Here is an 18,800-nt window from a genome sequence, read left to right as displayed (position 1 = left end):
GATTATTCTGCCGGAGCGACCTGAGCGCTGCCCTGCGTCGCCTTGCTAACCGCGACAATCGCGATCCACGCTGCGATGAAGCCGGGGACGATCTCATAGAGTCCCTGACCGCCGATGAAGTCCGCATTGAGGCCAAGCGCGATCCACACGCCTGCTACCAGCGCGCCGGTGACCAGGCCGGCAACCGCGCCCGCGCCGGTCATGCCCCGCCACGTCAGCGAGAGAATGATCAGCGGCCCGAACGCCGCGCCAAATCCTGCCCATGCATTGGCGACGAGGCCAAGCACCTGGCTGTCCGGATTGCTCGCGATTACCATCGCCGCAATCGCCACCAGCGCGACGCAGATACGCCCCACGTTGACCGCCTCGGTTTCGCTCGCCTGCTTGCGCAGGAACAGGCGGTAGAAATCCTCTGTCAAAGAGCTGGATGACACCAGCAATTGCGAGGAAATCGTGCTCATGATCGCGGCCAGTAGGGCAGCGAACAGAAAGCCGGTGATGAGCGGGTGAAACAGCAATTCGGACAGGATGATGAAGATCGTTTCAGGATCCTCGACCACCAGGCCGTTGCGCTCGGCGTAGGCGCGCCCGGCCAGGCCCATTCCGATTGCGCCTAGCAGCGAGATCGCCATCCAGCTGAGGCCGTAATTGCGCGCGCGCGCTACCTTGGCGACCGTGTCGATGGCCATGAAACGCACGATGATGTGCGGCTGGCCGAAATAGCCAAGGCCCCATGTCACCGCGCTGATAAAGCCGAGCAGAGTCAGCCCCTCGGTCAGGCTGAGAAACCCGGGGACGTCCACCTCGCCAATCGACCCGCCAGCATCTCCGCCGCTGCCGAACATGACGACCAGCGGCATTACCACCAGCGCCACCATCATGATGATGCCCTGGACAAAATCGGTGAGGCTCACCGCGAGGAAGCCGCCGACCATTGTGTAGGCGAGCACGATCCCGGCAGTGATGACGATGCCTAGCATGTAATCGCTCATGCCCGTTCCGGGCAGTAATCCGGCGAACGCGGTCTCGAACAGTTTGCCTCCGCCGACCAGCCCCGCCGCCGTGTAGACGGTGAAGAACACGACGATCACGATGGCGGAGATGACCCGCAGCGCGATCGCCTTGTCCGGAAAGCGATTGGCGAGGAATTGCGGGATGGTGAGCGCATTGCCATATCTTTCCGTCTGCTCGCGCAGGCGCGGGGCGACGACAAACCAGTTCGCGACGGCGCCTGCAAACAGCCCGATCCCGATCCATGCCTCCACCAGCCCGGCAGCATAGAGCGCTCCGGGTAGTCCCAGCAGCAGCCAGCCCGACATGTCCGAGGCACCCGCAGACAGCGCGGCAACCGACGGCGGCAGGTTGCGCCCTGCGAGCAGGTAGCCCTCGCTGTCGGCGGTCGATTTGCGCCAGGCATACAGCCCGATGGCGATCATCAGGACGAAGTAGGCGGCGAGCGAGACAAGTGTGGCTGAATTCATGTTGCGCGGGCGAGTAACAAACCAAGCCACCTTTGGCCACCGAAGCCGACCCGAGAGCTATGGTTTTTCGCCCGTGTCGTCAGGATCATCCCCCGGGCCTTTCCTGCGGCCAAATAGCTTGCGAAACGCGGCGATCACAGCCGCGAGGGCAGCGAGCAACGCTGCCAATGCGACAAGCGCGCCTTCGATCGTTTCGAATTGACGTGCGATCGCGCCAAAGAAATCGGAGACCTGATCGTACCGTCTTCACCTTGATGCTGATGAATTCGCTCTCGGAATAAAGGTCGAGATTGGTGATTTCCCCGTTGGCGCCCAAGGCCTTGGCTCGAACGTCCACGTCAAGGCGGTGATCGCCCCTTTCTTCAGCGGTAATGTCCCAGCGCCAGACCGCTCGGCGACTGGCCCCGAGGTCGATTTCCTGCGGACCGTCAGGAATTATCGTGAAACCGGTGCCAGAAAGCTCGGCTTCCATCACTCGGCCAATCCTGATCGCGAATTCGTTCGTCTGCCCTTCCGATGGTTGCGGCGGCGGGTCGGCTTCCTCGATTGCAGCGAATTCTGCATCGTCATCCGGAGCGATCAGCAAAGCGATCTGGCGTGTTTCTCCGCGATACATGGTTTCCGGCGCCGTCAGCGTCGCTTGGCCCCCGATAAGCTCGTCGATCTGTTGCTCTATGAGTTCGCAATCTCGAATGCTGATAATCGCTGAAACCGGTCGGCAATATGCTTCGATATTGGTATTTTCGCTATTTTCACCGGCGTTCTCCGCAATGTCATCGGCGGCTTCGCAAGCGAACAGGCCGCAGCACAAGACGAGCAAAAGAAGCCTGCGAAGCATGACGTCACCTCCCTGCATTGGGCCGTCTGAAGATACCACACGCATCAGGTTCGGCGAAATGGCATCCGCTTGCCGCGACAAGCAGCCATTCCAGTACGAGAATGCTGGTGGAATTCGGCACAAAAGCCGGGCGCCACCGTTGTGTTTCCCACTGCTTGCACCCACCGATTTGAAAGGCACTCCTCATGACCAACCTCACCCGCTTTATCGGCAAGACCGTCATCGTCACCGGATCCTCCGGCGGGATAGGGGAGGGGATTGCGCGCCGCTTTGCCGGCGAGGGGGCCAATGTCATCATCAATTCGCGCAGCAGGGAAGATTGCGAAAAGGTCGCGCAAACGCTTGATGCGGATCGGACGCTCGTGGTCTCCGGCGATGTCAGCAAGGCCAAATTTGCAAGCGAGATCATCGAAGCCGCAGTCGAACGCTTTGGCGCGCTCGATACGCTGGTGAACAATGCCGGCGTTGCCGCCTCGGGAATGCTGCACAAGGCCAGCGATGGCGATATCGACCGGGTGATCGACATTAATGTGAAGGGCGTGCTGTATCTCTGCCGCGCTGCCATTCCGCACTTGAAGAAATCGGGCGGATCGATCGTCAATATTTCCAGCGTGTCGGGGACCGGCGGCGATTCCACCCTGCCGATCTACAATGCATCGAAAGGCGCGGTGACGAACCTGACCTGCGGGCTGGCGCAGCAGCTGGGGATGATCGGAGTGCGGGTCAATGCGATCAACCCGTCGCTCACACGCTCGGACATGGTGGGCGGCATCACCGGCAACGAACAGCTGCTCGAAGCCTTCATGCGCCATATCCCGCTGGGCCGAATGGGCGAGCCCGAAGACATCGCGGCTCGCCGCAGCATTCCTCGCCAGCGAGGATGCGAGCTTCATCACGGGTGTGAACCTGGCCGTAGATGGCGGAGTCAGCTCATCGAGCGGCCAGCCGAATTTCATGGCCTATAGCTAGGGAGATACGTGGCGGTGGGCGCCATCGAACCTTGGGTCACACTGGGCATGGCGCTCGCATTTTGTGCGGTGCATGTGTTCGTCGGCAGGCTGAGCTTCCTCCACATACGCCCCCGCAGCGCGTCGCTCTCCTTCGCGGGCGGCGTCGCTGTCGGGTATATCTTCATGCATGTCATGCCCGAACTTGGGGCGCATGGCGGGCTGTTCGCCGCAGAGACGGACTTGGCCGAGCCGCTCGCGCGCGGATGGGTCTATGCCATCGCGCTCGCGGGGCTGGTGCTGTTTTACGGGATCGAGAGAAGTCTCGTAATCAGCAGCGCCGCGAGCTCAAGAAGCGGCGGCGGGAGCGCGCGACCGGGCGCCAGCGTTTTCTGGCTGCATATCGCCGCATCTGCCATTGTCGCGGCAATCATCGCCTACCTGCTGAACCACCGCGAAGACGCGACGCCTGCGGGCCTTGGCCTGTTCTTTATCGCGCTGCTCCTGCATTTCGTCAGCGCGGATTTCGGCACACGGACGGATCATCCCGAGCTGTACGACCGTCAGGGGCGCTGGGTTCTGGCAGCGGCGACGCTGGCGGGCTGGGCGGCAGGCATCGCGCTCAATGTGTCGGAGCTGGTGATCGGCTGCCTGTTCGCATTCGTGGCAGGCGCAGTCGTGATGCTCGCGCTGAAGGAGGAATTACCCGAGGAAAGCGAAAGCCGCTTCGGCCCATTCCTGGCCGGGGCTGTCAGCTATTCCGCGCTGGTGCTGGGCGAGTTGTGGCTGGCCGGGCACTAGGCCCGCGCCAGCCTGAACCTCACGATTCCTTCTTGCGCTTCGCCTTCTTGCGCTCGTGCGGGCACAGCAGCGTCTTGCGCAGGCGGATCGACTGCGGGGTCACTTCGACCATCTCGTCATTATCGATATAGGCGATGGACTGCTCCAAGGTCATCCGGCGCGGCGGGGTGAGGCGGATCGCGTCATCCTTGCCGGTCGAGCGCACGTTGGAAAGCTGCTTGGCCTTCATCGGGTTTACCTCGAGGTCATCGGGCTTGGCGTTCTCGCCGATTACCATGCCTTCATACAGCTTCATCTGCGGGGCAACGAACAGCTCCCCGCGCTCCTCCAGCATGTTGAGAGCGTAGGCGTTCGCCTCGCCATCGCCGTTGGAGATGAGGACGCCGTTGATGCGGCCTTCGATGGTGCCTTTGTAAGGACCGTATTTTTCGAACAGGCGGTTCATGATGCCTGTGCCGCGCGTGTCGGACAGGAATTCACCGTGATAGCCGATGAGGCCGCGCGACGGGGCGGAGAAAGTGATGCGGGTCTTGCCGACGCCTGATGGGCGCATTTCGGTAAGGTCGGCCTTGCGGCGCTGCATTTTCTCGACAACCGTGCCGGAGTGCTCGTCATCGACGTCGATGACAACGGTTTCGTATGGCTCCATTTTCTGGCCGTCTTCTTCACGAAGCAGCGCGCGCGGGCGCGATATGCCCAGTTCGAAGCCTTCGCGGCGCATCGTCTCGATCAGCGCGCCGAGCTGCAATTCGCCGCGGCCAGCCACTTCGAATGCGTCCTTGTCGTCGGCCTCGGTCACGCGGATGGCGACGTTGGTTTCGGCCTCTCGCAGCAAGCGGTCGCGGATCATGCGGCTGGTGACCTTGTCGCCTTCGCGGCCCGCAAGCGGACTGTCATTGACGGCAAAGCGCATGGCGAGGGTCGGCGGATCGATCGGCTGGGCTTCGATCGGTTCGGTGACCGACGGATCGCAGATCGTGTTGGCGACGGTCGCCTTTTCAAGGCCAGCGAGCGCAATAATGTCACCGGCCTGCGCGGTTTCGACCGGCACGCGCTCCAGCCCGTCAAAGCTCATCAGCTTGGTCGCGCGGTCGGTCTCGATCACGTTTCCGTCCATATCGATGGCATGGATCGGATCGTTGACGTTGATCGTCCCGGACTGGACGCGCCCGGTGATGACGCGGCCCATGAAGTTGTCGCGGTCGAGCAGGGTCGCGAGGAAACTGAACTTGCCTGTCGTATCGAGGCCGGGGGCAGGGACGTGGCTGGTGATCAGCTTGAACAGCGGCTCCAATGAACCATCGCGCGCGCTTTCGTCCTCGCTGGCATAGCCATCGCGTCCGCTCGCGAACAGCGAGGGGAAGTCGAGCTGCTCGTCGGTCGCATCGAGGCTGGCAAAGAGGTCGAACACCTCGTCGAGCACCTCCTGCGGGCGGCCATCGGGGCGGTCGATCTTGTTGACGACGACGATGGGCTTGAGGCCAAGGGCCAGCGCCTTACCGGTGACGAACTTCGTCTGCGGCATTGCACCTTCGGCGCTGTCGACCAGCAGGATCACCCCGTCGACCATGCTGAGGATACGCTCGACCTCGGCGCCGAAATCGGCGTGGCCAGGCGTGTCGACGATATTGATGCGCGTGGTCTCGCCGTCATGTTCCCACTCGACGCTGGTGCACTTGGCGAGGATCGTGATGCCGCGCTCTTTTTCCAGATCGCCGGAATCCATCGCGCGTTCTTCGATCCGCTGGTTTTCGCGGTATGTGCCCGATTGGCGGAACAGCTGGTCGACGAGGGTCGTCTTGCCGTGGTCAACGTGGGCGATGATCGCGATATTTCGCAGTGAGGAGGACATTTTGTAATTATTTCCAGATCAGGGGCCGATCCAGTGGTGTGATCAGCCGGGACGCGAGACCGCGCGGGGTTAATGCAGGTATGTGGCGGGTTTGCGACAGCCGACGTGACGCTACGGCATTCGCCGATGGCCACTCCTGGTGCTGCAACGCAACATGCGCGGCGCGCCTAGCGCAGGTGAGCGCGTTGGGCAAGCTTTGGCAGATGATAGAGCGGTGAAGCGTGGCCACATCACTGTGTCGGTGTTGCAACAATACCCCATTTCCCGAGGATTACCGGGGGTTTCGCGCTTGTCGCATACGTATGCCTCGCCTATTGGATTAGCCAATCGAGCGGAAGGTTCAGCGCATCTGGGGATGCGCGCCGTCACGGCGACCGAGGCTCGATGGGATATTGGAGAGGAGCTTCCATGCGTTCTATTTCAACCGGCTCTGCCGGGTCGTACCGCTTTACCCTGCTGGCAGGTGCCGCCGTTTTCGCGGTGTCCACCTCAAGCGCAGCTTTTGCCCAGGATAACAGCACCCAAGCCGACAGCGACGATGCCGATGAGCTCGTCCTCGAAGACGAGGGTAGCAGCAACGTCATTATCGTGACCGCGTCCAAGCGTGAGCAGACGCTGCAGGAAGTGCCGATTTCGGTCTCCGTGACCAGCGGCGAGACACTTGAACAGGCGCAGATCCGCGACGTGCTCGACCTCCAGACGGTTACCCCGTCCCTGCGCGTTAGCCAGCTGCAGAGCTCGTCGAACACTACCTTCATTATTCGCGGCTTCGGTAACGGTGCCAACAACTTCGGCATCGAGCCTTCGGTCGGCGTCTTCATCGACGGCGTTTTTCGCTCACGCTCAGCATCGGCGTTGAACGATCTTGCCAATGTCCAGCGCATCGAAGTCCTGAACGGCCCGCAATCGACCCTGTTCGGCAAGAACGCGTCTGCTGGCGTTATCTCGGTCGTAACCCGCCCGCCGCAGTTCGAATTTGGCGGCAGCGTCGAAGCGGTCTACGGCAATTTCAACACCGTATTCCTGAAAGGCGACATAACCGGCCCGATCAGCGAAAACATCGCCTTTTCGGTCGATGGCAGTTATCAGCAGCGCGACGGTTTCGGTGAAATTGTCAACCTGAACAACACCGATATTGCCGACCGCAACCGCTACACGGCTCGTGGTCAGCTCCTGATCGAGCCCACGCCGGATATCAGCGTTCGGCTTATCGCGGACTATTCTGAAATTGACGAAGTATGCTGCCAGGTCGCCTCGCTCGTCGTCGGCCCTACGACCACCGATGCGATTACAGCAGTCGGCGGGCAGGCTCCGACCGATTTCTTCGGGGACCAGAATTTCCTGAACATTCCGCCGGTCAATGTGGCCGAAAACTACGGTTTCTCTGGCCAGATCGATTGGAACATCGGCGCGATCTCGGTGACTTCGATCACTGCCTATCGCGAGCTGCGCAACTTCTTCAATCAGGATATCGATTTCACCAGCGCGGACCTTTCGAACGAAACCCGCGATCAGGCTGTCGATACGTTCACTCAGGAAATCCGGATCACGTCGGACTTCGACGGACCGTTCAACTTCCTGCTGGGCGGCTATTTCTTCGATGAATCTATCGAACAGACCAGCTTCCTCACGATTGGTTCGGATTTCCGTCCGTTCGCTTCGTTCGTGGCGGCTAGTGCAGGTTTCTATAGCGCTGCAGGCCAGCCGGCACTGGTTGGTGCTGCCATTCCAGGCGTACCTGCGCCGGTCCAGATCGGCCTTGGCGAACAGGCTTTGTTCGATGCCGAAGCAGGACTCGGTTTTCCGGCGGGTAGCATCTTGGGCGGAGGTCTGCTCGCCAATGAGCGCTATGCGATGGACAACCAGTCCTATTCAATCTTCGGCACCTTCGATTTTGAGCCAATCGATGGTCTCGTCTTCACGTACCGGCTTCAACTACACCGACGATCAGAAAGATTTCGTGATCGAGACACAAGCCGGTGATCCGCTGGCCCAGATCAATGTCGTCGATGCCTTCATCACCGGGGCTACAGCGGCAAACCCGGGTCTGCCAACAGTGACTACCCGCGATGGCTTCCTTGCGCTTCCAGGCGCAGTCCAGGCCGGGCTCACTGCTGCAGCGCTCGATCCGGCCCAGAATCCACTCCTCGGGCTCTCCGCACTGCAGTTCCAGACTGGTTTCCTCGATGTTCCAAACGCGATCGAGCCCGACCGCACTGACGATGACGAACTGACCTATCTTCTGCGCGTCGCCTATCAGGTCTCGCCAGAGGTGAATGTCTACGCAAGCTATGCGACCGGCTTCAAGGCAAGTTCGGTGAACCTTTCGCGTGACAGCCGTCCGTCCGTTGCCGACTTCACACCGGGACCGGTCAACTCGACGTTCCTTGCGCCGTCGTCGCCAATCACGGACGCGGGTCTTGCAACCGTAAACCTTTCGAACGGCACGCGGACCGCCGATCCCGAAAAGGCGGAAGTCTATGAAATCGGGATCAAGGCGCAGTGGGAAGGGGTTGGCTTCAACCTAGCATTGTTCGACCAGACGATCGAAGACTTCCAAAGCTTCGTCTTCACCGGACTCGGTTTCACGCTTGAGAATGCCGGTAAGCAGTCGGTTCGTGGTTTCGAACTCGATGCCACGGTCAATCCGGCTCGATGGTCTCGTGTTCACTTTCGCGCTGACACACCTCGATCCGCTGTTCGACAGCTTCGCCGGAAGCGTCCTTGGCGATCTGTCTGGCGCGCGACCGGGCGGCATTCCTGCATGGTCGATCTCGACGAGCGCAACCTACACCCACGAATGGGATAGCGGGACACGCCTCATCAGCCGGATCGATTACAACCATGAAAGCAATACCGACATCAATAACGGTCTGCCGACCTTCAACCTCCCGCCATTCAACAACACGCAGATTTTCCGCCGTGAAGTGAACCTGGTGAACACCTCTGTCACCTTGGCACTTGCCAACGGGCTGGAAGTGGGTGCGTTTGCTCGCAACTTGCTGGACGACCGGTATATTTCAACCGTGTTCGACGGCGTTGCCCAGGGTGGGACTGTTTCTGGCTATCCTAGCGACCCGCGCACCTATGGCGGCGTTGTTCGCTTCAAGTTCTGATCGCCTGATCTGGAATTAATGAAATTTGAGGGCCTCGCCGTTAAAATGGCGGGGCCCTTTTTTGTAGGGCAAAGTTATTCGTTTACACCACGTTCTGTGGTGCTTTGTGGACCGAATTAAGACGAGGATCGTATATGCAATATGGTGGTTTTTGGATTAGAGTGCTGGCCTATCTGATCGATCTCGTTCCGCTGGTGATCATCGGGGTAGTACTGGCTTTCGCAACGGGGCAGCCATTTATCGACACCAGTGCCGAACCAGAAACCGGATTCACCGATATTCTGGGCCTGGTTATTGGCATTGCATATTTCGTCGGTTTCGAAAGTTCGTCCCTGCAAGGAACGCCGGGCAAGCGTGCTCTCGGTCTTATCGTGACCGATCACGAGGGGCGGCGGATCACACCGCTGCGCGCGCTCGGGCGCTATCTGGCAAAAATCCTTTCGGGTCTTATTCTGCTGATTGGATATGTCATGGTCGCCTTTACCGAGCGCAAGCAAGGGCTGCATGACATAATTGCGAGCACGCTGGTCCTCCGTGCTGATCCCGGTCAGGGAATGGTGGACACCGCCGTGTTCGACTGAACTCACTCAGCATTAGAATTGGAAAAGGGCGGGGCGAAAGCTTCCGCTCTTTTTCGTTGGTGCGCTACAATTCCCTGAGGGCCTGCGCCGGTTTCGCCCGGAGCAACGGCAACGATCCGCCCAGTGCAAAGGCAAGGACCATGAACAGGCCGAGGCCGAGCACGGCGAGAATCTCGCCCCAATTGGGCAGCCAGTCGAATTCGAACAGCTGCGTTATGATGACCCAGCCCAGCGTCGATCCCAGCGCCAGCGCCACGCCCGCGAGAGCCAGCGCGATTAGACCGTATTCGGCGAGCTGCATCATCAGGATCTGCCGCCTGCTCGCGCCGAGCACGCGCAGGACCACGGTGTCGTACATCCGCGCAGCGCGGGCCGCGGCGATGGCTCCCATCAGCACGGCCAGGCCCGCGAGCACCGCAACCGCAGCGGCGGCAAGCGTGGCGAGGCTCACTTGCTGCAGGATCGTGCGCGCCTCGGTCAGCACTTCGCCGACTTCGACGACCGAGCTTGACGGAAACTCCTGCACGAGATCGCGCAGCAGCGAACCCTGGTCCAGCACATCGTCGGCATCGGGAAGCTCGATCGTCGCCGAAAGGTTGTGCGGCGCATCGGAGATCGCGTTGCGGGAGAATACCATGGTAAAATTGAAACCCATGTTCTCCCAGTCGATCTCGCGGATATTTGCGATGCGTGCATCGCGCTCGATCCCGAGAATGCCGATGGTAAGATAATCGCCGATTTCGAGGTCCACCGCTTCGGCAAAGTCGGCATCGATCGAAACGAGCGGCTCGCCTTCATGCGCGGCGTCCCACCATTCGCCCCGTGTCACGCGGTTGCCCTCGGGCACGGTGTCGGAATAGGTGATGCCGCGCTCGCCGCGCAGCACCCAAGCGCCTTCGGGCAGTTCTTCGAGGTCGGCGACGCGGACCATGTCGTCCTGCGGGCCATATGCGAGCACGGAACCGCGCATGGTCGGGACGGTGCGGATTGCTGCCTCTGGATAGCGATTGGTAATCAATTCCCTGAAGCGCTCCTCGCCCTGGACCGGGACGTCGAGCACGAAATAGTCGGGGGCCTCGCGCGGAACGCGGCTCTGGATATTGCCGTCGATCGCGGACTGGATCGCGGCGAGCAGCACGAACGCGGCAAGCCCGAAACCGAGCGCGGTAACCAGCGAGCCGGTGGGCGCGCCGGGGCGGTGAATATTGGACAGGGCCGAACGCAGCAAGGGGTTCGAGGGACGCGGCAGCCTGCGCGCAATGTACTGGATCAGCAGGCCCAGTCCTGCGAGCGCGATAAGCGCGCCGCCTGCGCCGATAAGAAACCCGCCCGACAGCAGCGGCTGCGCCGTCGTCAGCAGTGCCAGCGCGCAGATGGCGGCGATACCGATGGCGGTCGCCACCAGCGCCCGCTTGTCGCGCGTAAGCGGCACGATGCGCGAACGCATCAGCGCCATCGCCGGAAATGACCGCGCGCGCAGCAGCGGCGCAGCGGCAAACGCAAACGCGACCAGCAGGCCGTATGCACCGGCGAGCAATAGCGGCGCCGGTTCGATCACGAACCCGCTTTCAACCGGCAGCAATCCTTCGAGCGCGGACCCGAGCAGCGGCGTGATGAGCACGCCTGTCGCAAGTCCGGCAGCGCTCCCGATCAGCGCAGCGACTCCGATCTGGAGCGCGTAGATGCGCACAATATCGCGCGAGGACGCGCCCAGAACCTTGAAGGTCGCAATGCTCGTGCGGCGCGCATCGAGGTAGGACGAAACGCCGCCTGCTATCCCGATGCCTGCGATCACCAGCGCGGCGAGGCCTACCAGTGTGAGGAAGTCGCTCATCTGCCGCACGAAACGGTCCGCGCCGGGTGAAGCGCGGTCTCGGCTGCGGAAATCGAACCCGGCATTGGGGAAGGCCTGTGATAGCTCCTCCTCGATGGCTTCAGGGCTTTGTCCCAGGTTGTCGAGCGCGACGCGGTACTTGCTCTGATAGAGCGATCCTGGCTGCAGCAGCCCGCCATTGAGCGGGACTTCTTCGGCGACCAGTACGGTCGGGCCGAGTTGAAACCCTTCGGATAGCCGATCAGGTTCGTTCTCGATTACTCCGGCGGCGGTCAGTTCAACCGTGCCGACGGTAAAGCGGTCGCCCACTTCGATTTCGAGCCGGTCCATGGCCCCGCGCGCCAGGTAAGCGTCGGTCCCGGTCGGCGCGCCGGTTTCGCGGCCATCGGCAAGGGTGAGCGTGCCGTAAAGCGGCCAGCGATCATCAACCGCTTTCAGTTCGACCGGCGCAGCGCGGCTGTCATCGCCGTTTCCTGCCGTCGCCATCGCCTGCAACCGAGTGCCGCCCGACAGCGTGCCATATTCGCTCAAAGCCGCCTGTTCTTCCGCCGTAAGATCGCGCTGCCACACTTCGACTTCGAGATCGCCGCCGAGCAGGACCTGACCACTTGCTGCAAGCTCGCGCTCGATCGCCGCAGTCAGCGTGCCGATTGCCGCCAGCGCGCCGGTGCCGAGGAAGATGCACACCAGCAGCAGCCTGAGCCCGCGAAACCTCGCATTGAGATCGCGCCGGGCTATGCGCCAAGCACCTGCCCAGGAAAGATCGCCTGCCAGGCTCATTCCGCGGCAGCCCTCGCGTTCTGGGTATCGGACACGATCACCCCGTCAGCCATGGTAAGCACGCGCTCGCACTTGGCAGCGAGGCTCGCATCGTGGGTGATGACGAGCAGAGTGGCGCCCGTTTCAGCGCGGCGTTCGAACAGCAGTCTGACGATTTCCTCGCCGGTGCTGACATCGAGATTGCCGGTGGGTTCATCGGCAAAGATCAGTTCCGGGCGCGGCGCGATGGCGCGGGCGATGGCGACGCGCTGCTGTTCGCCGCCTGAAAGCTGTGTAGGGTAGTGGTCCGTCCGGTGTCCCAGCCCGACAGCTTCGAGCTCCGCCTTGGCGCGCGGCTGCGCATCCTCGGCCCCTGCCAGTTCCATCGGTGTCGCGACGTTCTCGGTCGCGGTCATGGTGGGGAGCAGGTGAAAGGCTTGCAGCACGATGCCGATGCGTCCGCGCCGCGCCTGCGCCAGCCCGTCTTCGTCCATGCCGGAAAAATCCGCGCCCGCGACATGCAGGCTGCCTCCTGTTGCGCGTTCAAGACCCGACAGCACCGCCATCAGCGAGCTTTTACCCGACCCCGACGGACCGAGCAGGGCGACGACCTCTCCCTTTGCGATATCCAGGTCGATACCGCGCAGGATTTCCACCGGCGCAGCATTGCTGCCGAGGGTGAGGGTAAGGTCGCGGGCGGAAATGGCGAGCGACGCGCCAGAAGAAGTATTGGTCACAGGCACCAGATGGCATAGGGGAGGGCTCTCAACAAGATACCCACCTGAGGGACTGATAGATGCACGAACGCACTTGGTCGAAAATGAGGACATATTCCGCCGTATTGCTGGCGGCGCTGGCAATGCCATTGGCATTGGCCGGGTGCAGCGAGAACGCCGAAGACGCCGCGGCGGTTCCCGCATCGGGTGTAGCGCGCGTCGATGGCGACCTGCCAGCGATCCCGGTAATGGGGCCCGAAGTCAGGATTCTGGCCTTCGGAGACAGCCTGTTTGCCGGATACGGCGTCGACCAGTCGGACAGCTACCCTGCCAAGCTGGAAGCTGCGCTGCGGTCAAGGGGTATCAATGCCGCGGCGATCAATGCCGGGGTGTCGGGCGACACCAGCGCTGCGGGACGTCAGCGGCTCGTATTCACGCTCGACGCGCAGCAGGAGAAACCTGACCTGTTCATACTCGAGTTGGGCGGCAATGATCTCCTGCGCGGGCTCTCTCCGGCAGAAACCAAGGCAAACCTTGCCGCGATGCTCGACGAGCTTTCAAGCCGCAGCATCCCCGTCCTGCTGATGGGTATGCGCGCGCCGCCCAATTACGGTCCGGAATACCAGGCGGATTTCGATGCGCTTTATGGGGAGCTGGCTCAGGAGTATGACGCGGCGCTGATCCCGTTCTGGCTCGAGGACATCTACGAAGACCAATCGCTGTTCCAGTCGGATCGCATTCACCCGACCGAAGAAGGGATCGAGCAATTGGTCGAATCGACGGTAGACGAGGTGGCGGCGGCTATTCCCGAAGCCGAGGATATGGACGAGGCCGCCTAGGCGGCGTTTACAGCCGTTCCAGTTCGCCGCCGCTGACGCGCCAGATCGCGGCGTCGCGCTGAATGTCGGCGAAGGGGGCAAGCTCGGTCCCGGTCATCCATACCTGTGCCTGGCCCTGACCGAGTCGCCGGAACAATTCCGCGCGCCGGACCGGATCGAGATGCGCGGCCACTTCATCGAGCAGCAGGACGCTGGGCCTGCCCGTTGACGCTATCACGCCGTGCGCCAGTATGATTGCAATCAGCATCGCCTTCTGCTCGCCGGTCGAGGATGACGCCGCCGGCACGCCCGTCGATGCCATCATCACCTCCAGTTCGTCGCGGTGCGGTCCGGTGAGTGCACGTCCTGCCGCCCTGTCGCGCGGGCGGGCGCGGGCGAGCTCGGCAAGAAATTCTGCCGGATCGGTCGGACCGCCCGGGCGGTAGGTGAGGATCGGGCGAGCAAAGGGTTCAGGTGGAAGGGCGCTCAACTCATCCGCCAGTTGCGTGACAAGCTGCGCTCGGTTTTGCGAGACGACCGCCCCGTGCTGCGCCACTTGCGCCTCGACCGCATCGAGCCAGCGCGCCTCTCCGCCTGTCTCCAGGAGCCTGTTGCGCTCTCTCAGCGCGTTCTCGAGCGCCGAAACGTTCTTGGCATGACCTGGCTCCACGGCCAGCGTCATCCGGTCGACGAAGCGCCGCCGCGCGCCCGCGCTGTCGGTGAACAGGCCGTCCATCGCAGGCGTAAGCCACGACACGGCGTGCCATTCGGACAGGGCGTTCGCGCTCGCCTCCGCGCCATTGATGCGGACGAGACGGCGGGTGGGGCGATCGGCTTCTGTATAGGTGCCGATGCGCGCGGAGGTCTGGCCCTGCTCGATGAGGCTCGCGCCGATGGCGAACGCACCCGGATCGGCACCGGGATGGCTCCTTTGCGCAAGTTCGGCAAGGTTGGCGCGGCGCAGTCCGCGTCCGGGACTGAGCAGCGACAGCGCCTCCAGAACATTGGTCTTGCCCGCGCCGTTCTCCCCGACCAGCAGGTTGAAATGCGCGGTGTCTACCAGCTCGCTGGCGGCGTGGTTTCGAAAGTTCTGGAGGGTGATCCGGGTCAGCGCCATGAGGCGAAAGCGGTAGCATGGTCAACATCAAAGGCCAGCACGCAACCGCGCGAAATCACCAATCCCAACAGGTGGGGAAATTTCCCAATGTGTGGGATTTGTTAACCTAGCGTTCAGGTTGCTGCGGTGCGAAAATGGCGGAATTCTGCCGTTTTCTGAGTTTGGCACACCTCCTGCAGAGTGTTGGGTGTCCCAAGGGATCGTCCCGGAAGACACAACGCAACTCACACAGGAGACCACATCATGTTCGTAACCGATCTTTCCAACCGCTTCGCAGCCGCTGCCTTCTCAGTTGTAATCTCGGCCGCATTTTTCGCTTACGCAATCATCCCCGCCAGCCCTTCGCTGTTGGCCTGATCGCCGCACACTCTTTCAAAAGGAAACACACCATGCCTACCAACGAAACCGGAGTTCGCCTTTTCGCCGCCGCATTTTCGGTGATCGTTTCGGCCTCTTTCTTCGCTTACGCGATCATCCCCGGAAGCCCCGGTATCGCTTAACGCATCGGACAACGCTCACAACTTACGAAAGGAAATCCTACAAATGTACTCGTTCTTTGACCTCGGCGGCACGGCAGGCGCTCGCATCGCAGCAGGTCTCGCCGCAACGATAATCACGGTCGTGATCATGGCAACCGCCATCGTCCCGGCCAGCCCAGCAACCCCCTTCATGATGGGAGCACTCGCATGAACAATATTTCGCACCGCAATGGCGGTCCGCCGCAGACCGGCTATCGCCTCGACAAGCAGAACGGCAAACTGTTCGGCGTCTGCTCGGGCCTTGCCAATCTGACCGACATCGACGCGACCATCTGGCGCATCGGCCTTGTCGTTGCCACCCTGCTCGGAGTTGGCCTGACCATTCCGATCTACCTTGCAGTCGCACTTATCGCCGATTGATCGCGCAGCCACTGACAGCCGACCCGGTTTTCAAGGGAAGCTGCGCGACCTACATTCTGAAAAACCGGGAGGGGCCATCTGGCCCCTTTTTTATTTACATCGCCGAAATGCCGCCATCCAGCTTGATCTCCGCGCCCGTCATGAAGCGGCTTTCGTCGCTGGCGAGATAGACCACCGCATTGGCGATATCGTTGGGCTCGCCGACGAAGCGCAGCGGGATCTGCCGCGCGAGCTTGTCCATCAGCACATTCTTGTCGAGCGAATGCGCCTTTGCCGTGCCGTCCAGGATCGGCGTGTCGACAAAGGTCGGGTGCACCGAATTGCAGCGGATCTGCATGTTTTTCTTCGCGCAGTGAAGCGCAATCGACTTCGACAGCATCCAAACCGCAGCCTTGGACGAATTGTAGGCGGGCATCGTGTCGCTCGCGATCAGTCCAGCGATGCTCGAGATGTTGATGATCGACCCCGGCGCGTGTTCGCGCATCAGCGGCAGCGCCTTCTGGCAGCCGTGAAAGATCGAATCCACGTTGATCGAAAAGCAGCGCTTCCAATCGTCGAAGTCGCATTCCTCGATATTGCCCGGCACGCCGATCCCGGCATTGTTGACCAGCACGTTGAGCCCGCCGATTTCCTCGCGCGCGGCATCGACAGCGGCTTCCCATTGGTCGGGGTCGGTCACGTCATGGGCGATACCGTGCGCGTGGCCTGCGCCGCATTCGGAGTTGATCCGCGCGGCGGTGTCTTCCGCACCCTGTCCGTTGATATCGGTGCACAACACGCGCGCGCCTTCGCGGGCGAGCAAGGTCGCATGGGCCGCGCCCAGCCCTTGTGCCGCGCCCGTAACCAGCGCGAGTTTGCCTTCGCAGCGTCCAGGTCTTGTGGTCGTCATCGTAATTCCTCTCCCAAATATTCCGGCGTCAGCAACATGCCGATGCGCACATCCACCGCGTGTCCGGCGGCGCGCCAATCGGCGACGAAGCCCGCGAGGTCGCGCAAGGCAACACGGTGCACGTTGATGGTTTCATCTTCCAGCCCGCCGCCTTCACCGACTTTGGTCAGACCAGTGGCGCGCAGCAGTGTGAAACTTTCAGAGACCATGCCGGGAGAGGAGTAAAACTCGCCCAGCACATCGAGGGTATCGGCGCGGTAGCCGGTTTCCTCTTCCAGCTCGCGCGCGGCAGCAGTCTCCGCGTCCTCGTCTTCCTCGCCGTCCTCGTCGCCTATGAGCCCGGCTGGTATCTCGAGGCTGAAGCGCGAGAGCGGCACGCGGTACTGGCTGACGAGGATCACGTGACGAGTGCCGTCCGCATCCTCGTCCAGTGCGATGATTGCGGCTGCGCGGATGTTGCGCGCGCGCCCGGCATATTCCCAGCGACCGCGCGTTTTGGCGGTGATGAAGCGGCCCTCCCAGCGGATCTGCTCCGGCTGATCGGCGTCCTTGTCTTTGGTGAGGTCGGTGAAGTCGCGAGTCATGGTCGCGGTGAGGCTTAGACTTCGATCAAGCGGTCGGGAAGCTCATTCTCGTCGTCTTCGGCGCGCGGGAAATGCTGGGACAGCACAAAGCCGACATCGCGCACGCCGACCGCCATGCCTTCTGCAATCCGGCCCGCCTTGATCTCCACCAGCATGTCGCCCATCGCCTCGCCCCAGACTTCGGGAGAAACCTTCTCCGCGATGGGTTCGTCAGCGACGATTTCTGCGCGGTGTTCGCTCATCGAGAGGTAGATCAGCACCCCGGTGCGGCCATGCGCGCGGCGCTCTGCGCCGACCTTGAAATGCTTGATCGCCTGTTCGTGTACGCGCGTCGTCTTGACCGGGCCGGGCACGAGGGCAAATTTGAGCGGCTCCCACAGCTGCACCAGCATGACGGTGACAAATGCGATCAGGCCGAGCGCGATGGTCATGCTGGCAAGCTCGCCAATCGACCATTCGCGGCCCCATCCGCCGCTGAGCGTGTCCCAGAAATCGAGGAACGGCTGGGGCAAGGCGGCGAACAGGCTCATCGCAGTAAAGCTGGCTGCAATCGCCCACCACAGCGCCACATCGGTGTAGCCATCGCTGCGGTCGGCAAGGACGGTGACGATTTCGCCGGACGTCGTAAGCTCGGCCTCGCGCACGGCACTAGAGACAATCTCGTGCTGTTCTTCTGTCAGATAGGCCATGCCTTACCAGCCCCCCGAAGCGCCGCCGCCTCCAAACGATCCGCCGCCGCCGCCGAAGCCTCCTCCGAAGCCCCCGCCGCCAAATCCGCCGCCAAAGCCGCCACCGCGTCGTCCGCCGCCCATGGCGCCGCGAGCGATGGCGCTGCCAACCTCCCACAGGATGATGTCGCCGGCGGTGTCTTTCCAGTCACGCCCGCGCCCTCGGTCGCCCCACGGACCTTTGCCCTTCGAGCGATACTTGCGCCGCCGCCTGCGTCCGCGCAGCAACGGGAGGACGAAGAAGAAGAACATGAAGCCTAGCCAAATCAGCGTGCCGATCGGAAAGCCGCCATCACGCGAACTGCTGCTGCGCTGTTGGCTGGCCTCCTGCGCGACGCGCTGCGCCTCGTCAGGGGGCAGCTCTAGCTGCGTGATGATCGCATCCGTGCCTGCGACGATGCCGCCGGGATAATCGCCATCGCGAAAGCGCGGCAGGACCTGGTTCTGGATGATGAGGGAGGACAGCGCATCGGTCAGATAGCCTTCGAACCCATAACCCACCTCGACCCGGACCTTGCGCTCATTCGGGGCGACAATCAGCAGCGCGCCGTCATTGCGCTCCGCATCGCCGATCCCCCATTCGCGGCCCAGTTGATAGCCGTAATCGGAAATATCGTAGCCCTGCAGGTCGGGCACGGTCGCAATCACAAGCTGGCGCTGCGACTGCGTCTCCAGCGCCTCGAGCCGCGCGTTTAGCTGCGCCTCGACATCGGCAGGGATTATGTCGGCGTTATCGACAACCCGGCCTGTAAGCTCGGGAAAAGCAGGCTGCGCAGCAAGAGGGGACGCAAGGAGCGCCCCCGCCGCCGCGAGTACCAGGAGGAATTGTCGAAGCACGAG

At 62.1% G+C, this 18,800-nt stretch carries 19 protein-coding genes and 1 pseudogene; 10 read left to right on the top strand and 10 right to left on the bottom strand.

What is annotated here, in order from left to right; all coding sequences use genetic code 11:
* Positions 1-2: 2 nt before the first annotated feature.
* Together putP and AC0L39_RS11960 are read right to left on the bottom strand one after the other, a co-directional pair.
* Positions 3-1,481, bottom strand: coding sequence for a sodium/proline symporter PutP (gene putP / locus AC0L39_RS11965; protein ID WP_473258160.1), 1,479 nt, complete (start codon positions 1,479-1,481; stop codon positions 3-5).
* Positions 1,482-1,566: 85 nt separating this feature from the next.
* On the bottom strand, positions 1,567-2,319 hold the full coding sequence (locus AC0L39_RS11960; RefSeq protein WP_473258158.1) for a hypothetical protein: 753 nt from the start codon (positions 2,317-2,319) through the stop codon (positions 1,567-1,569).
* Between the two features lie 185 nt (positions 2,320-2,504).
* Between AC0L39_RS11960 and AC0L39_RS11955 the strand changes: the two are divergent.
* The 3 genes and pseudogenes from AC0L39_RS11955 to AC0L39_RS11945 all read left to right on the top strand — a co-directional run.
* Positions 2,505-3,113, top strand: a pseudogene (locus AC0L39_RS11955) (SDR family NAD(P)-dependent oxidoreductase); the annotation flags it as partial.
* On the top strand, positions 3,046-3,288 hold the full coding sequence (locus tag AC0L39_RS11950; RefSeq protein WP_473262364.1) for an SDR family oxidoreductase: 243 nt from the start codon (positions 3,046-3,048) through the stop codon (positions 3,286-3,288). The pseudogene AC0L39_RS11955 and the gene AC0L39_RS11950, both read left to right, overlap by 68 nt.
* Positions 3,289-3,302: 14 nt before the next feature.
* Positions 3,303-4,067: a hypothetical protein gene (locus AC0L39_RS11945; protein ID WP_473258156.1), complete on the top strand. Its 765-nt coding sequence runs from the start codon at positions 3,303-3,305 to the stop codon at positions 4,065-4,067.
* 19 nt (positions 4,068-4,086) lie between these two features.
* Here the strand turns inward: AC0L39_RS11945 and typA are convergent, their stop codons facing one another.
* Positions 4,087-5,919, bottom strand: a complete 1,833-nt coding sequence (typA, locus tag AC0L39_RS11940; RefSeq protein ID WP_473258153.1) for a translational GTPase TypA — start codon at positions 5,917-5,919, stop codon at positions 4,087-4,089.
* Between the two features lie 408 nt (positions 5,920-6,327).
* Between typA and AC0L39_RS11935 the strand changes: the two genes are divergently transcribed.
* The 3 genes from AC0L39_RS11935 to AC0L39_RS11925 all read left to right on the top strand — a co-directional run bounded on the left by AC0L39_RS11935 (position 6,328) and on the right by AC0L39_RS11925 (position 9,616).
* On the top strand, positions 6,328-7,902 hold the full coding sequence (locus AC0L39_RS11935) for a TonB-dependent receptor (protein WP_473258151.1): 1,575 nt from the start codon (positions 6,328-6,330) through the stop codon (positions 7,900-7,902).
* The gene (locus AC0L39_RS11930; protein WP_473258149.1) at positions 7,826-8,728 is read left to right on the top strand and encodes a TonB-dependent receptor domain-containing protein; all 903 of its coding nucleotides are present in this window, start codon (positions 7,826-7,828) and stop codon (positions 8,726-8,728) included. The genes AC0L39_RS11935 and AC0L39_RS11930 overlap by 77 nt, the downstream gene beginning before the upstream one ends.
* 441 nt (positions 8,729-9,169) lie before the next feature.
* Positions 9,170-9,616 (top strand): RDD family protein, encoded by a 447-nt coding sequence (locus AC0L39_RS11925; RefSeq protein ID WP_473258147.1) that lies wholly within the window; start codon positions 9,170-9,172, stop codon positions 9,614-9,616.
* A gap of 64 nt (positions 9,617-9,680) precedes the next feature.
* Here AC0L39_RS11925 and AC0L39_RS11920 read toward each other — a convergent pair whose 3' ends face one another.
* Together AC0L39_RS11920 and AC0L39_RS11915 are read right to left on the bottom strand one after the other, a co-directional pair.
* Complete coding sequence (locus AC0L39_RS11920; protein ID WP_473258145.1) at positions 9,681-12,230, bottom strand: ABC transporter permease; 2,550 nt, start codon at positions 12,228-12,230, stop codon at positions 9,681-9,683.
* Entirely contained in the window at positions 12,227-12,946 is a 720-nt protein-coding gene (locus AC0L39_RS11915; protein ID WP_473258141.1) for an ABC transporter ATP-binding protein, read from the bottom strand. Before AC0L39_RS11915 ends, AC0L39_RS11920 begins: the two co-directional genes overlap by 4 nt.
* Before the next feature lie 59 nt (positions 12,947-13,005).
* Here AC0L39_RS11915 and AC0L39_RS11910 point away from each other — a divergent pair, with 59 nt between their 5' ends.
* Positions 13,006-13,764, top strand: coding sequence for an arylesterase (locus tag AC0L39_RS11910; RefSeq protein ID WP_473258138.1), 759 nt, complete (start codon positions 13,006-13,008; stop codon positions 13,762-13,764).
* A 7-nt stretch (positions 13,765-13,771) separates the two neighbouring features.
* Here the strand turns inward: AC0L39_RS11910 and recF are convergent, their stop codons facing one another.
* The gene (gene recF / locus AC0L39_RS11905) at positions 13,772-14,860 is read right to left on the bottom strand and encodes a DNA replication/repair protein RecF (RefSeq protein ID WP_473258135.1); all 1,089 of its coding nucleotides are present in this window, start codon (positions 14,858-14,860) and stop codon (positions 13,772-13,774) included.
* 389 nt (positions 14,861-15,249) lie between these two features.
* Between recF and AC0L39_RS11900 the strand changes: the two genes are divergently transcribed.
* The 3 genes from AC0L39_RS11900 to AC0L39_RS11890 are packed head-to-tail and all read left to right on the top strand — an operon-like array spanning position 15,250 to position 15,759.
* On the top strand, positions 15,250-15,360 hold the full coding sequence (locus AC0L39_RS11900) for an enoyl-CoA hydratase (RefSeq protein WP_473258133.1): 111 nt from the start codon (positions 15,250-15,252) through the stop codon (positions 15,358-15,360).
* A 43-nt stretch (positions 15,361-15,403) separates the two neighbouring features.
* Positions 15,404-15,550 (top strand): hypothetical protein, encoded by a 147-nt coding sequence (locus AC0L39_RS11895; RefSeq protein ID WP_473258131.1) that lies wholly within the window; start codon positions 15,404-15,406, stop codon positions 15,548-15,550.
* On the top strand, positions 15,547-15,759 hold the full coding sequence (locus tag AC0L39_RS11890; RefSeq protein ID WP_473258128.1) for a PspC domain-containing protein: 213 nt from the start codon (positions 15,547-15,549) through the stop codon (positions 15,757-15,759). Before AC0L39_RS11895 ends, AC0L39_RS11890 begins: the two co-directional genes overlap by 4 nt.
* Before the next feature lie 94 nt (positions 15,760-15,853).
* Here the strand turns inward: AC0L39_RS11890 and AC0L39_RS11885 are convergent, their stop codons facing one another.
* Genes AC0L39_RS11885 through AC0L39_RS11870 form a run of 4 tightly spaced genes read right to left on the bottom strand, consistent with a single transcriptional unit; the run spans position 15,854 to position 18,797 of the window.
* On the bottom strand, positions 15,854-16,648 hold the full coding sequence (locus AC0L39_RS11885; protein ID WP_473258126.1) for an SDR family oxidoreductase: 795 nt from the start codon (positions 16,646-16,648) through the stop codon (positions 15,854-15,856).
* Positions 16,645-17,232, bottom strand: a complete 588-nt coding sequence (locus AC0L39_RS11880; RefSeq protein WP_473258122.1) for an NUDIX hydrolase — start codon at positions 17,230-17,232, stop codon at positions 16,645-16,647. Before AC0L39_RS11880 ends, AC0L39_RS11885 begins: the two co-directional genes overlap by 4 nt.
* A 14-nt stretch (positions 17,233-17,246) precedes the next feature.
* Positions 17,247-17,921 (bottom strand): TPM domain-containing protein, encoded by a 675-nt coding sequence (locus AC0L39_RS11875; protein WP_473258119.1) that lies wholly within the window; start codon positions 17,919-17,921, stop codon positions 17,247-17,249.
* A 3-nt stretch (positions 17,922-17,924) separates the two neighbouring features.
* Positions 17,925-18,797: a TPM domain-containing protein gene (locus AC0L39_RS11870; RefSeq protein ID WP_473258117.1), complete on the bottom strand. Its 873-nt coding sequence runs from the start codon at positions 18,795-18,797 to the stop codon at positions 17,925-17,927.
* Positions 18,798-18,800: the final 3 nt, after the last annotated feature.

Source organism: Erythrobacter sp. K21-9, assembly GCF_055808355.1.
This window is presented reverse-complemented; position numbering and strand designations above follow the sequence as displayed.

Coding starts and splice junctions, on each gene's coding strand:
- putP (WP_473258160.1), bottom strand. CDS start 1,481: ATGAATTCAGCCACACTTGTCTCGCTCGCCGCCTACTTCGTCCTGATG.
- AC0L39_RS11960 (WP_473258158.1), bottom strand. CDS start 2,319: ATGCTTCGCAGGCTTCTTTTGCTCGTCTTGTGCTGCGGCCTGTTCGCT.
- AC0L39_RS11950 (WP_473262364.1), top strand. CDS start 3,046: ATGCGATCAACCCGTCGCTCACACGCTCGGACATGGTGGGCGGCATCA.
- typA (WP_473258153.1), bottom strand. CDS start 5,919: ATGTCCTCCTCACTGCGAAATATCGCGATCATCGCCCACGTTGACCAC.
- AC0L39_RS11935 (WP_473258151.1), top strand. CDS start 6,328: ATGCGTTCTATTTCAACCGGCTCTGCCGGGTCGTACCGCTTTACCCTG.
- AC0L39_RS11930 (WP_473258149.1), top strand. CDS start 7,826: ATGGTCTCGTCTTCACGTACCGGCTTCAACTACACCGACGATCAGAAA.
- AC0L39_RS11925 (WP_473258147.1), top strand. CDS start 9,170: ATGCAATATGGTGGTTTTTGGATTAGAGTGCTGGCCTATCTGATCGAT.
- AC0L39_RS11920 (WP_473258145.1), bottom strand. CDS start 12,230: ATGAGCCTGGCAGGCGATCTTTCCTGGGCAGGTGCTTGGCGCATAGCC.
- AC0L39_RS11910 (WP_473258138.1), top strand. CDS start 13,006: ATGCACGAACGCACTTGGTCGAAAATGAGGACATATTCCGCCGTATTG.
- recF (WP_473258135.1), bottom strand. CDS start 14,860: ATGGCGCTGACCCGGATCACCCTCCAGAACTTTCGAAACCACGCCGCC.
- AC0L39_RS11900 (WP_473258133.1), top strand. CDS start 15,250: ATGCCTACCAACGAAACCGGAGTTCGCCTTTTCGCCGCCGCATTTTCG.
- AC0L39_RS11895 (WP_473258131.1), top strand. CDS start 15,404: ATGTACTCGTTCTTTGACCTCGGCGGCACGGCAGGCGCTCGCATCGCA.
- AC0L39_RS11890 (WP_473258128.1), top strand. CDS start 15,547: ATGAACAATATTTCGCACCGCAATGGCGGTCCGCCGCAGACCGGCTAT.
- AC0L39_RS11885 (WP_473258126.1), bottom strand. CDS start 16,648: ATGACGACCACAAGACCTGGACGCTGCGAAGGCAAACTCGCGCTGGTT.
- AC0L39_RS11880 (WP_473258122.1), bottom strand. CDS start 17,232: ATGACTCGCGACTTCACCGACCTCACCAAAGACAAGGACGCCGATCAG.
- AC0L39_RS11875 (WP_473258119.1), bottom strand. CDS start 17,921: ATGGCCTATCTGACAGAAGAACAGCACGAGATTGTCTCTAGTGCCGTG.